This is a genomic window from Pandoraea terrae (assembly GCF_902459695.1).
In the GTDB taxonomy this organism is placed as follows: domain Bacteria; phylum Pseudomonadota; class Gammaproteobacteria; order Burkholderiales; family Burkholderiaceae; genus Pandoraea; species Pandoraea terrae.
The window spans coordinates 1-14,338 of record NZ_CABPRZ010000012.1 but is presented as its reverse complement, the minus strand read 5'-3'; the positions used below and the strand labels follow the sequence as shown (position 1 = coordinate 14,338).

Sequence of the window (14,338 nt, the reverse complement as noted above, 5' to 3'; positions counted from 1 at the left end):
GACCTTTGAATTGCCCCCGCGTCCTCTACGCATCAAATAAACCGGCTCAGGAATGCACGCGTGCGAGGGTGTTGCGGATTCGACAGCACCTCTTTCGGAGGTCCTGATTCGACCACCTTGCCGCCATCCATGAACACGACCCGATCGGCGGCTTCGCGAGCAAAGCCGATTTCGTGCGTGACAACGATCATGGTCAAGCCCTGGTTCGCCAAGTCGCGCATCGTCGCCAGGACTTCGCCCACGAGTTCCGGATCCAGCGCGGACGTCGGCTCGTCAAACAACATCAGCTTGGGCTTGATCGCCAGCGCCCGCGCGATGGCTACACGTTGCTGCTGTCCGCCCGACAATTGTCTCGGATACGCGTTGGCCTTGTCTCGCAAGCCGACTTTGTCCAGCAGTTCCATCGCGTAAGCCTCGGCTTCGGCCCGGTCTTGTCCATGCACGCCAATCGGCGCTTCCACGATGTTCTGCAAGACTGTGAAATGCGGATACAGATTGAATTGCTGGAACACCATCCCGATATCGCGGCGTTGACGGGCAAGCGCATGCGGCGTCAGCTTGCACAGCCGCCGGCCGCGCAATTCGTAACCGATCTGCACCTCGCCAACCATGATCGAACCCTGGTCCATCGATTCGAGTTGATTGATGCAGCGCAGGAAGGTGGATTTCCCCGAGCCCGAAGGCCCGAGAATCACGACGACCTCACTGCCATTGACGTCGAGATCGATGCCTTTCAGTACCTCGTTGTCGCCGAAGCGCTTGTGGACGTTTCTCGCGCGTACCAGCGGACGCGTCTCGGACGGCGTCGGACTTTGATTTGTTATCGAATTCATCGTTGCTGACCTCCGACTGACCGGGCGACGCCATTGGGGGGCACACTGGCAAACGCGGATGCAGCACGCTTGCGCGTCGCCTTGATGCCCTCTCCGCGGGCGTAGTACCGTTCGATCGCCGATTGCCCGACATTGAGCATCGATGTCACCAGCAGATACCACAGCACTGCAACCATCAGCAGCGGAATGACCTCGAACGTACGGTTATAGACCGCTTGCACCGAGTACAGCAGATCACCCATGGCGATGACGCTGACCAGCGACGTCGCCTTGATCATGCTGATCAGTTGGTTGCCTGTTGGCGGCACGATCGCTCGCATGGCTTGCGGAATGACAATTCGACGCATGGCCCTCGCGCGCGTCATCCCGAAAGCCATCGCCGTTTCCCTTTGCCGCGAGTCCACCGAGATCAACCCGGCACGAATGATCTCCGCCATATAAGCGGCCTCGTTCAATGCCAACCCGGCAATCGCCGCCGTCAACGGTGTAATCAGTTCATTGGTATTCCACGTCCCGAACGTTGGCCCGAACGGCACGCCGATCGACAACTGTGGAAACAGCGTCGACAGGTTGTACCAGAAGATCAACTGCACCAGCAGCGGCGTACCGCGGAAAATCCAGATATAGAGCCCCGCCAGCTGCCGCGCCAGCAGACTCTCCGACAACCGCGCTATCGCGAGGCCCAGGCCCAGGAGCACGCCGATGAGCATCGACACGACCGTCAGTCCCAGCGTGACCATCAAGCCATTGACGATCGATCGCGCGGAGAACCACCGCGTCACCACGTGCCATTCGAAAGCCGGGTTGCGCGCGATGATCCATGCCAGGTTCGCGCCCACGCCGAGTGCTATCGCCCACGCCAGCCAGCGGCCCCATGGAAGGGGCTCGTGAGCGTTTGCCACGTCGTGCAGGCGCGCTTCGTCGGCGTCGGCGGTCGGCGTGCGTGTTTGACCGGGCGTGTTCATTTCGTATCATCCTTCGCAAGGTTGATTCCGGGCGCCTTGATCATGTTGCCCTCCAGTCCCCATTTCTTCATGATGCGCGCGTAGGTACCGTTATCGAACAGCTTCTGCAGCCCGTCGCGCAGCACGCCGGTGAGCGGCGAGCCCTTCGACACCACGGCGCCCTGGAACAGATCCCTGAAGCCGTTCCTGGCACCCGTGCCGGCGAGCGCCAACGCACCGTGGGTCTGCGCCGTGAAATATGTCAGAGGCGCTTGCGATGAGAAAAACGCGTCGGAACGACGCGAGCGCACCGCCAGAATCGACGTCGCCTGATCGGTGAACGACTGCACTTGCACAGCAGGCTTGGCCGCCTCGGTGCAATGCAGTGATTGTTGCTTGATGACTTTCTCCGCCGAGCCGGCTGCCATCACCGCGATCCGCTTGCCGCAGGTATCGTCAAGCGAATTGATGCGCTGCGGATTGCCGGATTGCACCGCAAACACTACGAACTCCTGAACGTAGTCGATGAAATCATTATTGGCCTGGCGCTCAGGGAAATCGCCGATCGGACCCATGGCGAACTGATACCGGCCGGCCTTGATTCCGCTCAGGATGCCCGAGAGACCGCTCACCGTCTCATGCCGGATCTTGACGCCGAGCAACTGGCCGAGCGCCTCGGCGAGATCGGCCGACGCACCGCTGAGCGAATGCGCGTCCTCGACGATCTCGTACGGGGGGAACGAGCCGTTGTTGACCGCGGTCATCGCGCCGGCGCTTTGGATCTCCTTGGGCAATCTGGCGTGCAGCTTGGCATCCATGGTTTGCGTCGGGATGGCGTCCGCGGCAACAGCCGCGTGCGCGAGGCAGGCCGACAGACCGGCCACCAAGGCGGCGCGAACGAAGGTATGAAGCATCATGGCAACGATCCTTTGGACGATGGGAAGTCAGGCAGTGGGTTAACGCAGTTCAGGCTTGGCAAACCGGCGGTTCTCCAGCACCGGCAAAACATTGCGGGCGTGCGCCAGCCGTGCCGGGTCGACTTCGGCGAACAGCAGCGCCGGCGCCTCGGCCGCGCGCGCGATGGCCACGCCGAGCGGATCGACCACCATGCTGTTGCCAATATTGCGTTCGCCGCATTCGCCGACGGCGACAACGTAGACCGTGTTCTCGAGCGCGCGGGCGGTGACCAACACGTCCCAATGCATTTCCTTGAGCGGTCCCTTGACCCATGCCGAAGGCAGCACCAGCAAATCGGCGCCATCGAGCGCCAGGCGGCGCGCCAGTTCCGGGAAGCGCACGTCGTAGCATGTCATCAGGCCCACGCGCAGCCCGGCCACGTCGACCAGCGGCGGCACCGCAACGCCAGGTTCGACATTGGTCGATTCCTTCATCGAAAACGCGTCGTACAGATGCAGTTTTCGATACTGCGCCACGATCTCGCCATCTCGAATGGCGATCAGTGTATTCCATACGCGTCCGGCCTCGGACGGATTGTGGACGCTCATCATCGTCGTCATGCGCGAACCGCGGCTAGCCTCGAGCAGTTGCGTCACGAACGGGCCGTCAAGCGGCTGCGCGGCGCGGCGCACCAAGTCCGGGTCGGCGATGTCGCGCGCCAGGATACCTTCGGGGAGCACCAACAGGTCCGCCTTGGCGGCGCTGGCGCGCGCCATCAGGTCGAGACAGATTTGTGCGTTTTCTTCCCACACGCGGCTCACGGCGAATTGCCCCAGTGCAACTTTCATCATCATGGCTCCAATAGATGCATTCAAACAGCGTGCGGAAACAGTTCGGAAGGCGACAACCGGCGAGGCGTAAGTTGTTGCGCGTGCAGTTCCGCGGCGAAGTCGAGGATCATTGCCTCGTTCTCGGCAAATCCGTTGCGATTCCACGTCGCCGGCAGATCCTGCGAGGTCTGGCGTAGTTCGTCGATGATCCACGGCGTGGTGTCGGCATACTTTTCGCGCTTCTGCAGCCAGATGCGGGCCGACTCGTCCAGCAGTTCGCTCAGGGCCTGCGGCAGCCAGGGATGTTCCCGCACCACGCCGGGTTTGATGCCGAGGATATGGATCCCCGGGACGTAACCGACTTCCTTGAAATATGACACTTCGGCGTCGCGGCAGTTGGGCAACAGTTGCCGCATGCCCGACGACGGCGCGAAGAAGCCGGGCGGCATGAACGGCGTGAAGATCGCGTCGAGCTCGCCGCTGGCCAGCAATTCGACCATCGGGCGCTCGTTCGGCACCGCGTCGATGCGTCCCGGCCGGCCGAAGCCGTTGAGCCGATCCGTGATCTCGTGCTGGTCGGTCAGGCGGCCGACCAGCCACTCGGCGTCGTCGATCCCGATGCCGGCCCGGCGCAAGATCGCGCGTGTCCAGGTGTTGCCGGAATCACGCCAGCCGGTCAGGCCGATGCGCTTGCCAGCGAGTTGCTCGATCGACGTCAGGCCGCTGTCGGCCGCAGTGATGATGCAGCGGTGACGAAACGCGCGCATCAGGAAATGCGGTACGCCGACGAGCGACTCGTCGCCGGACGCTCGCGCCAGGGAGTACGCGCTGAACGAAGTTTCGCCGGCATCATACCGGGGATCGTTGGCCAAGTTGCCCGGAAGGGTGCCAACCCGGTCGATCTGCAGGTCGAAGTCCGGGGAGCGCAAGTCGCCCAGGGCGAGCGGCACGATGTAGTCCCAGTCGCGTACTGCCAGTTTGAGGGTGATGCCCAAAATCGTCTCCAGAGTGTCGGGGATATTGCACGCAGGCATGCTTCATTCAGCGCTGTCGATATCCATGCTAAATGTAATAATTTTGACGTACAATGATATTTTTGTTATTGAACAAAAATGAATCTCTATGGAACAGACGCAGCCGATAGCGTGGTGGGTGCAACACCTGAGTGATCGCACGACGCGTGGCATCGCCCTGGAGACGATGGCGCTGGTTCGGTCCGGCGCACTTGCGGTGGGTTCGCAATTGCCGCCGGTGCGTGACTTGGCGCAGGCACTCGGCGTGAGTCCCGCGACGATTTCGGGTGCGTGGGGCGAGTTGCGGCGATACAAGATCATCAATGGCCGCGGGCGCAACGGGGTTTGGGTGTGCGGCGATAAAGTGTCGCCGCATCCCCAGCGCTTCGAGATCGCAACGGCGTTCGGGCAGCACATCGTCGCCGATCTGAGCTTTGCCACGCCCGATCCCGCGTTGTTGCCGGATCCGTCGCGCGCGCTGGCCGAAGGCTTGCGAGCACCGGATATCAATACCTACAACCGCGCGCCGATTGTCGCGTCGTTACGCGAGGCTGCGGCGCGCCGCTGGCCATATCGGCCAGAGGCACTCCTTGCGACCAACGGCGGCTACGAAGCGCTATTGTTGGCCCTGCAGACACTGGTGCTGCCGGGCTCTGTAGTGGCGATTGAAGATCCGTCGGCGACGCGAATTCTCGACATTCTCGAATATCTGGGCGCGCAGGTCGTGCCAGTGGCGTGTGACAGTGAGGGCCCACAACCGACCGCGTTGCGCGAGGCACTCAAGCGCAAGCCGGTGGCGTTCGTCTACCAACCGCGCACCCACGCCACGACTGGCATCGCGGTCAGCGGTGCACGGCTGGACGAGCTGGCGAAGCTACTCGCGCGCAGTGAAACGCTGATGGTCGAGGACGATGGCCTCGGCGATATCGCGAGCTATCCGGCGGTGAGCTTGGGCGAACGCTTTCCGGAGCGCACCGTGCACATCGTGTCGTATTCGAAATCGCTGGGACCGGACCTGCGTTTGGCAGTGCTGTCGAGTTCGGCCGACATTGTCGGTCGCATTCAGGCGTTTCGAAACTTTGGCGCGCGCTGGACCAGTCGCATTCTGCAGGGGGCGGCCGCCTGGATGCTCGACGATCCGGAGGTTTCGGCCAGCGTGGCGCACGCGCGCGGCGTCTACGCCGAGCGCCGTAACGGGCTGCTTGCCGCCTTGCGCCAGCGCGGGGTTCGGACCGAGAGCCACGATGGTCTAAGCCTATGGATTCCCGTCGAGTCGGAGCAATTTGCGCTGGTCACCATGGCCGCGCGCGGCATTGCGGTGCTCCCCGGCAGCCGGTTTTGTTTGGTCAACGCACGCGATCACATTCGCGTAGGCACCGGCATGTTGACAGAAAATATCGAGATGGTGGCCGACGCGATCGCGCTGGCTGCCCGATTGCGTTGAGCGCTGAACGGACCGTCGGCCCTTGTGCTCGATAACCGAGCATCCAGGCCGCGTCCGCATCAAGGCCCCCGAACAAACTCGCTAGTACCTCGCCGAAACCATAGCCCACGCCGGCAACGACCTTCCCCCAGACCCATGAGACCCAAAAGGACAGGGAATACCCTGTCTTTTTTTTACTTCTTATTGTTGTCATCATTTACTAACATTAGCAATGTGTTCTACATGAAAGGCGCGGGCATTCTGTTCCGTTGAGGAACTGGCGTCGCTGAAGCGTGGCGATCCCTTCCGTGCACCCTGCTTCCATCAACTCGTTTGAGCAAAGGTATTCACCATGGCAACGACTACGAAACGGCAATCGATCATTCCGCCCGGGTTCCAGGCGTGGTACGACGCCTACCACTTCTCCCCGGCGACTCGCGTGGGAGACACCATTTGGGTTTCCGGCCAAGTTGGGATCGACGCCGAGATGAGGCCCGGTGAGGGTATGCAGGCGCAGGCCCGGATCGCCTTCGAGTCCTTGAAAGCCGTTCTTGAGGCCGCGGGGGCGAGCCTGGCCGACGTCGTCGAACTGACGACCTTCCACACGAATCTTCGGCATGACATCGAGGTCTTCTCGGCGGTCAGGGACGAGTACTTTCCGAACCGCTATCCGTCGTGGACTGCAGTTGGCGTCACGGAGCTAGCCCTTCCCGAGTTGTGCATCGAGATCCGGGCGGTGGCAGTGGCCGGGTGCGGTGATACCTAAGCCAGGTTATCCAAACACCCTCAGTTCACGTGGGGAGCAGGTTGTGCCCTTCCTCACAGGGAGCACACCAAAAAAATGCGGCGACTTGCTCTCTGCGCTTCGCACTCGCGGCGCCGACCGCGATCGCCAGGGAGCCGAGATGTACATCGGGGATATCAGAATGGCCCGCCTTTTACAGGCTTTGACATCGTGCGTCTCTATCGCCCGGATCTCGCTTGAGGCACGCATCTGTTTGCTTGCCCTTTGCCTACTGGTGCTCAGCCTGGGCACGACCGCCACGGTCATCGGTATCAACAGCAGCCGCCAGACGGAGGCCAGCACGATGGCACTCGCGCGAAGCGGTTCACGTGAGGCGGCGGGCTCGCTCGAAACCGCGTTCAGGACTCACCTGGGAGCCGTTCTCCAGCTTGCGTCGATCGCTCGACGCACCAGCGAGGCCACCCATCCGCCGACGCGTGACCAGTTGGACGACATGATCAAAGGCTTCTTGTCAGACCACCCCGACGTTGTAAGCGCGGGCTTTATCTGGGAACCCAATGCCCTGGATGGTCGGGATGCCGAGTTTGCCGGCCAGCAGCCGCGCTTCGACGAGACAGGCCGCTACAAGGTCCTTTGGCACCGCAAGTCAGACGGCAGTTTGTTGGCCCAGCCTCTTCAATTCATGACGACGCCGGGGGGCAACGACTGGTACGAAATGCCCAAGCGGACCGGCCGGATCTTCTTCACGGAGCCTTACGCTTACCCGGTGGACGGAAAAGAGGTGTCGGCGACTTCGCTGATCGTGCCCATCATGGTGAACGGCAAGTTCCGCGGTGTCGTCTACGCGGACTTCACGCTCAATCAACTTGGAATGATCCTTGTAGGCATCCGGTCTGTGGACGGCGCCGATATGGCGCTAATCTCCAATGGCGGTTTATACGCGGCCCATTCGGACGCCACATTGCTTCAGAAGCCGGCGCAGGACATTCCCGAAGAGGGGCTCAGGGCTGTGAGGGGGGGCAGGCCGTACGAGTATGAAGACGAGGTTGGCGTGGTGCACCTGCTGCAGCCTGTCGTCGTACACCGGGACATGCCTCCCTGGGCCGTGCGTGTCAGCTTTCCGAAGGTGCTCGCGACGCAAGCGGCTCGGGACCTGATGAGGGATGCCCTTGTCACGGCCGCGATATGTGCGGCGGTCGCAACCGGCGTACTCGTGTTGCTGCTTCATCGCCTGATGTCACCGCTGCGCGCCTCTCCGAAGCCGATGTGATTTGCGAACGGCACCCGCCTCGTTTGACCGCGTAGGCGTTACCCAGCGCAGGGAATACCCTGTATTTTTTCCCCTTCTTATTTTTGTCATGATTACCTAACATTGGTAATGTGTTCTATAAACGCAGCGGCCGGAAGTGTTCGCAACCCGGTTGCCAGGCTAATCACGAATCAGGAGACCACCCATGGATGAAATCGGCGTAGTCAAGTAGTCGTGGCTGATCGAATCGAAATGAACGTGTTTCGCCCGGGAGCGGCGCGACAAGTGTGTGAAGGCGGAATCGGAAGGGGAACCATCATGAGGAAGTGCAGCATCGGAGCCGTGTCTGCTATCGCGGCCGCTTTATTGCTTGTGGGTGTGACTGCTGTCGCGGCAGACGACATTACGCCGGAGGGAGGCGATCGCGCGGCGAGCAAGGACGGCGCCGTACCGGCCTATGCGGGGAAGCAATCGCCTGATGCTGGGTGGTCGTACGGGAAGTATCGAGGCGATTTCTGGAAGCATCGGAGCGAGAAGCCGCTTTATTCGGTCGACGCCTCGAATGTCGACAAGTACGCAAGCCAACTGTCACCCGGTCAGATCCAGTTGATCAAGCAGACGAAGGGCTATCGGATGGACGTCTATCCGTCGCATCGCGAATGCCAGGTGCCGGATGCCGTTGCACAGAACTCGAAGGCGAATCTCACGGCGGCGAAGCTCGATTCGACCGGCGAAATGGTGCAGACCGCGATTTTCCCCGGCGTGGCGTTCCCGCAGCCCAAGAACGGCGCCGAAGCGATCCTGAACTACGTGATGCGGTACCGGGGCGAAGGTGTTGAATGGCCCCCCATCGTAACTTCCATTTCCCCGCGCCCCGGTGGCGGCGAATGGATCGATGCCATCGGCCCGCAGGTCTTCTATTTCCCATGGGGCAAACAGGGCAAGACTACGCCAGCGGACGTCGACCAGCTCAGTCTGGCCGCCTACTTCACCGCGAACTCGCCGGCGGCGTTGGCCGGACAGGCTTTTGTACAACGCCAATATTTCAACAAGGCATCGGAAACGTTCTACTACTTTCCCGGACAGCGACGGGTGAGGCGCATGCCGGCCTATACGCACGACGCGCCATTGATCGGCTTCGAGAACCAGTACCTCATCGATGAAGCCAACATGTTCAACGGTGCTATCGACCGGTTCAACTGGAAGCTCGCGGGCAAGAAGGAAATGATCGTTCCGTACAACGCCTTCGGCATGTACAAGTTCAACAGCAAGTTGCACGACGTTGCAACACCGAATGGCATCGCTGCCGATAATCGGCGCTACGAGATGCACCGCGTCTGGGTCGTCGAGGCGACGGTCAAACCCACTGCACGCCACGCGTCGTCGAAGAAAACGTTCTATCTGGACGAAGACAGCTGGCTGGCGCTCGTCGGCGAGGACTACGACGCCCAGGGCAAGCTGTGGAAGGTGCGAGAAAGCTACCCGATTCCGGTGTGGGAGCTGGGTGGCGCTTGCGATAACGAACCATTCGTACAGTACGACCTGAACAACGGACGTTACGTATTCGATCAATCGACTATCGGCCAGGGCAAGGATCTTCACTGGTACCAGCAGATCAGCGATCCGCGGTTCAAGTCCGACTTCTACACTGCGGAGACGCTGAGGTCGGTCAGCGAGCGCTGAGCGTTGTTGCGAGGATAAGAGGGCCAACGTGCACCGACGGCGCACGTCGGCATTGAATGCAACTGCTGGGTGAGGGGACGATGAAAAGGAAAATTATCAGTAGGCATGCTACGGTTTCGCTCGCAATTTTGGGCGCGGCAACGTCGAGCGCGTACGGCTATGAGTTCACGATGGGGCCGGACGACAGCATCAAGGCTTCGTGGGTGAGCAACCTCACAGCGGGCGCTGGGATTCGGACCAAGAATCCGAGTTGCTCGCTCACCGGTGATCCGAACGCGAACGGGTGCGGCGCGGCGGCCAACGTCGATCAATGGGGGTTCGGTGACAACGGTGACCTGAATTACCGCAAGGGGAAGCCGTTCACCACCTACCTGAGTGCGACCAGCGAATTGCTGTTGACGATGCCGAGCGAGGGGCTCAAGTTCATGGCCCGCGGCACGGGCATGTATGACTTCATGGCCAAGAATACGGAGAGAACGCCGCTCTCGAGCACTGCTTCGGCGCAGGTCGTCTACAACGCGCAACTGCTCGACCTGTGGGGCGAGAAGGATTTCACGATTTCCGGGCGGCCCGCACACGTGCGACTCGGCAACCAGGTGATCAACTGGGGCGAGAGCATCTACGCCATGGGCGGCATCAATGCCACCAACTCGCTCGACATCCAGAAGCTGCTGGTTCCGGGGTCGCAACTCAAGCAGGCGCTGCTCCCGGCGCCGATGCTGAGCTTCGCCGCGGACCTTTCCCATGGGGTCAGCACCGAGGCTTACTACCAGTGGCAGTGGAACGGGAACCGCTACCCGCCGGTCGGAACGTTCTGGTCGACCACGAATGCCTTTGGCCGCGGCGCGGAACCGCTCACGATCAGCACCGCCAACTTCAACGCGGCGGGCCCCAGCGCGGGGACGATTGCGAACGCGACTGGCGGGCCGGGCGCGGCACGTAATGCGAACGCGATCAGCGCGATCAACGCTGGCCTCGTCAACGGGGACTTCGCCGGGCCGCCGTTCAATGATATCGGCCTTCCCGTGTCGACGAAGCTGCCGTCGAAGTACAAGCCACAGTTCGGCGTGAAGTTCAACTATGCGCCGAGTTTCGTTGACGCGAACTTCGGGTTCTATTACCTGAACTATGCGGACAAGTCTCCGGTGCTCACGTCATTGGCCAACGGAACGGTACAGTGGTCGTATCCCGAGAACCGGCAGCTCTTTGGCGTCAGTACGAATTTCGGGCTGGGCGACTGGGCGATCGGCGCTGAGCTGTCGTATCGCCCGCGCGACGCCGTGGCGCTCTCGAGTTGCTTTGGTCCCGGCGGTCCGCTCGACCTGAATACGAACGGCGTAGCCGGCATCGACTGCAAGCAATGGGTCGACAAGAAAAAATTCCAGTTCGACATCAACGGCATTCTGGCGCTGACGCCGAGCAAGCATCCGTTCATCAAGCTGCTCGGCGCGGATGCGGCGGCGCTGACGTGGGAGGTGACGTGGATCAAGTACCCGGGCCTGAGTTCGAGCGGCGTGACGCGCACCATCAACGGGCAAACGGTCACGCAGGTGCCCCAAGCCGGTTATCTGCCCTGGCTGAACCAGAACTCGGGCCTGGGCTATCCGATCGCGATGGCGCAGGGCACGTCGAGTTCCGTGGGCGCGACGATCGATTTCAACTGGACTTATGACGGCACCCTGATCCCCGGGTGGCAGGTGACGCCCGGCGTGACCTTCTCCGACGCGCTCTATGGCTATACGCCGACGTTCTCGGCGAACTACATGCAAGGCGCGAAATCGGTGAATTTGTACGTACTGTTCAACCAGAATCCGACGGTCTGGCAGGCGGGCATCAATTTCACGATGTTCTTCGGCGGGCACAACACGGTGGGTCAGCCATTCGCAGATCGAAATTTCATCGGAGTGTTCGCCACTCGGAACTTCTGACGGGTGAAGCTGTGGGAGACGGCGCACGTCGTGCGCCGTTGAAATACTTGAAGGGGTGATGTTGTGCTCAATCGTCTAGTCAGCGGTCTGGAAAAAGTCTTCTTCGGCCACCGTGTGATCGTGCTCGCGGTCATCGGCTTGTTTACTGCCCTCATGGCGGTGTTCGCCGTGCAGTTGCGCATGGACGCCGGCTTCGAGAAGCAGATGCCGATCGGCCATGAATACATCCAGACGTTCCAGAAATACCGGTCCGATCTGCTCGGTGCGAACCGGATCACCGTTGTCGTGCGGGCGCGCAAGGGTTCCATCTGGACGACGGAGGGGTTGACGCGGCTGTACAAGGTGACCCAGGCGGTCACGTACCTGCCGAACGTCGATCGAATCGGTGTTCGGTCGCTGTGGACGCCGAACGCGTTCGTCAATGAGATTACCGATGAAGGGTTTCGCGCGGAGCCAATCATTGCGGGCACGATCACGCCCGACCAGTTGACGCCCGGGATCGTCGCAAACATTCGTCGCTCGACAACGCTGGGCGGCTATGTCGGCACGCTCGTCTCGCATAACGAAGATAGCGCGATGATCACGGCCGAACTGAACGAGCGGGATCGCACTGGCAAGGTGCTCGATTACGTGGCGTTCAACCATCTGCTCGAAGCCCAGATTCGCAAGCCGTTCGAGGATGCGGGCTATGAAATCCAGATCATCGGCTTCGCCAAGCAGATTGGCGACATTGCCGATGGCGCCACCGCCGTGCTCGGCTTCTGCGCGATCGCACTGTTGCTGACTGCGCTGGCCGTGTACTGGTACTGCCATTCGGTGCGCTTCACGGTGCTGCTGATCGTCTGCTCGCTGACCTCGCTCGTCTGGCAGTTCGGGACGTTGAAGCTGCTGGGCTTCGGGCTCGATCCGCTGGCCGTGCTGGTGCCGTTCCTGGTGTTCGCCATCGGTGTGTCGCACGGCGTGCAGCAGGTCAACTTCATCGTGCGCGAGATCGCGCGTGGGCATAGCTCATTCGATGCGGCACGGCACAGCTTCAGCGGCCTGCTGATCCCGGGCGTGCTGGCCCTCGTCACCGCCTTCGTGTCGTTCATCACGCTGCTGCTGATCCCGATCCCGATGGTGCGCGAACTGGCGATCACCGCCTCGCTGGGTGTGGCCTACAAGATCGTGACGAACCTGATCCTGCTGCCGGTCGCCGCATCGTGCTTCAACTTCTCGAAGGCATACGCCGAAAGCGCACTCAAGCGTGGCGCTTGGCGCTCGGCGTTGCTGCGTCCGCTGGCGAAGGTTGCCCAACCGAAGTATGCGGGGGTCACGGTCGCCTTGACCTGTGTGGTCTTTGCACTCTCCGCCTGGCAGAGCCGCGACCGCGTGATCGGCACGATGCAGCCGGGGGCACCGGAGTTGCGTGAGCACGCACGGTTCAATCTCGATGCGACGTCGATCGCGAGCAGCTATGACATGGGTCTCGACTGGCTCTCGGTCGCGATCGAATCGGGCGGTAAGGCCTGCGACAACCCGGCGCTCGGGTTGTACGAGGACGACTTCACGACTGCCATGCGGACCGAGCCGGGCGTGGTGTCTGCCCAGTCGTATTCGGCGATGCTGCGTACCTACAACGCGGGCTACAACGAAGACTATCCGAAGATGAATGTCGTGCCGATCTCCCCCGAGAACTACGGCGCGGTTTCGGTCGACGTCGGGCGTATCAAGGGATTCATGAAAGCTGACTGCAGCATGACTGCCGTGCACCTGTTCCTGACGGATCACAAGGCGACGACGATCAACCGGATTCTGGCTGACGTGAAGCAATACCGCGCGTCGCACCCGTTCCCCGGTATCAACATCCGCCTTGCAGCGGGCAATGCGGGCGTGCTCGCCGCCACCAATGACGAGGTGGAGAAGAGCGAGCTGCCGATGATGCTGTACGTGTACGCGGCGATCCTGATTCTCGTGTTCCTCGCGTACCGCGACTGGCGCGCCATGCTGGCCTGCTGTGTGCCGCTGTCGGTGGCGACCTTCATCGGCTACTGGTTCATGAAGGAATTGAAAATCGGTCTGACGGTGGCAACGCTGCCGGTCATGGTGCTGGCGGTGGGCATCGGCGTGGACTACGCGCTGTACATCTACAACCGGCTGCAGAGGCATTTGGCCGAAGGCGATCCGATCCTCAAGGCCATGGAGCGCGCGCTTGAGTTCGAGTGCGTGGCCACGATCTTCACGGCGATCACGCTGGCGGTCGGCGTGGTGACGTGGAGCTTCTCGGCACTCAAATTCCAGGCCGACATGGGCAAGCTGCTCGCCTTCATGTTCCTCGTCAATCTTTTGATGGCCATGACCGCATTGCCGGCGCTGGCATCGTGCCTCGAGCGCTGGTTCCCGCGCCGTCAGCCGGCGCGCGCGCCGGGCCTGCTCAGCCACTGATGCCCGCGAGCACCATTACAGAGATTCAGCCATGATCAAGACGCTTGTTGCCTGCACCGCGCTGTGCGCTGCCGCGGCAGCTTTTGCCCAACCCGAGGGAACGGTCGAAGCCTGGGCCGCCATGCCGGCTCACACATGGGCCGAGCCGACCCACATGATGCTGCTGGACGCGACGCGCGCCGGCTCGCGCATCGTCGCCGTGGGCGAGCACGGTGTCATTCTTCTTTCGGACGACGACGGACGCACCTGGCGGCAGGCCCGCCAAGTGCCGGTCTCGGCGACGCTGTCGGCCGTTACCTTCACCGATCCCAAGCACGGCTGGGTGGTTGGGCAATGGGGTGTGATTCTCGCGACCGGCGACGGTGGCGA

General features: G+C 61.7%; 12 protein-coding genes. 7 read left to right on the top strand and 5 right to left on the bottom strand.

What is annotated here, in order from left to right; genetic code table 11:
- Positions 1–32: 32 nt before the first annotated feature.
- The 5 genes from PTE30175_RS14925 to PTE30175_RS14905 are packed head-to-tail and all read right to left on the bottom strand — an operon-like array spanning position 33 to position 4,499.
- Entirely contained in the window at positions 33–833 is an 801-nt protein-coding gene (locus PTE30175_RS14925) for an amino acid ABC transporter ATP-binding protein (protein WP_150697854.1), read from the bottom strand.
- Positions 830–1,798 carry an amino acid ABC transporter permease gene (locus PTE30175_RS14920; protein WP_150697853.1) on the bottom strand — a complete coding sequence of 323 codons (969 nt, stop codon included), beginning with the start codon at positions 1,796–1,798 and terminating at the stop codon, positions 830–832. Before PTE30175_RS14920 ends, PTE30175_RS14925 begins: the two co-directional genes overlap by 4 nt.
- Positions 1,795–2,694 carry an ABC transporter substrate-binding protein gene (locus PTE30175_RS14915; protein ID WP_150697852.1) on the bottom strand — a complete coding sequence of 300 codons (900 nt, stop codon included), beginning with the start codon at positions 2,692–2,694 and terminating at the stop codon, positions 1,795–1,797. The genes PTE30175_RS14920 and PTE30175_RS14915 overlap by 4 nt, the downstream gene beginning before the upstream one ends.
- 39 nt (positions 2,695–2,733) lie before the next feature.
- On the bottom strand, positions 2,734–3,525 hold the full coding sequence (locus PTE30175_RS14910; protein ID WP_224788796.1) for a deaminated glutathione amidase: 792 nt from the start codon (positions 3,523–3,525) through the stop codon (positions 2,734–2,736).
- Positions 3,526–3,545: 20 nt separating this feature from the next.
- Positions 3,546–4,499 carry a type 2 periplasmic-binding domain-containing protein gene (locus PTE30175_RS14905; protein WP_224788786.1) on the bottom strand — a complete coding sequence of 318 codons (954 nt, stop codon included), beginning with the start codon at positions 4,497–4,499 and terminating at the stop codon, positions 3,546–3,548.
- 127 nt (positions 4,500–4,626) lie between these two features.
- Between PTE30175_RS14905 and PTE30175_RS14900 the strand changes: the two genes are divergently transcribed.
- The 7 genes from PTE30175_RS14900 to PTE30175_RS14870 all read left to right on the top strand — a co-directional run.
- Complete coding sequence (locus PTE30175_RS14900) at positions 4,627–5,961, top strand: aminotransferase-like domain-containing protein (protein ID WP_150697850.1); 1,335 nt, start codon at positions 4,627–4,629, stop codon at positions 5,959–5,961.
- 331 nt (positions 5,962–6,292) lie between these two features.
- A complete protein-coding gene (locus PTE30175_RS14895) occupies positions 6,293–6,706 on the top strand; it encodes a RidA family protein (RefSeq protein WP_150697849.1) in 414 nt (137 codons plus the stop codon).
- Positions 6,707–6,845: 139 nt separating this feature from the next.
- Positions 6,846–7,955: a cache domain-containing protein gene (locus tag PTE30175_RS14890; protein WP_150697848.1), complete on the top strand. Its 1,110-nt coding sequence runs from the start codon at positions 6,846–6,848 to the stop codon at positions 7,953–7,955.
- Between the two features lie 297 nt (positions 7,956–8,252).
- Positions 8,253–9,617 carry a DUF1329 domain-containing protein gene (locus PTE30175_RS14885; protein WP_150697847.1) on the top strand — a complete coding sequence of 455 codons (1,365 nt, stop codon included), beginning with the start codon at positions 8,253–8,255 and terminating at the stop codon, positions 9,615–9,617.
- 80 nt (positions 9,618–9,697) lie between these two features.
- Positions 9,698–11,545 carry a DUF1302 domain-containing protein gene (locus PTE30175_RS14880; protein WP_150697846.1) on the top strand — a complete coding sequence of 616 codons (1,848 nt, stop codon included), beginning with the start codon at positions 9,698–9,700 and terminating at the stop codon, positions 11,543–11,545.
- Positions 11,546–11,608: 63 nt separating this feature from the next.
- Entirely contained in the window at positions 11,609–13,969 is a 2,361-nt protein-coding gene (locus PTE30175_RS14875; RefSeq protein ID WP_150697845.1) for an efflux RND transporter permease subunit, read from the top strand.
- Positions 13,970–14,000: 31 nt separating this feature from the next.
- The coding region (locus tag PTE30175_RS14870) for a WD40/YVTN/BNR-like repeat-containing protein (RefSeq protein ID WP_263596286.1) at positions 14,001–14,338 on the top strand (338 nt) is incomplete at its 3' end.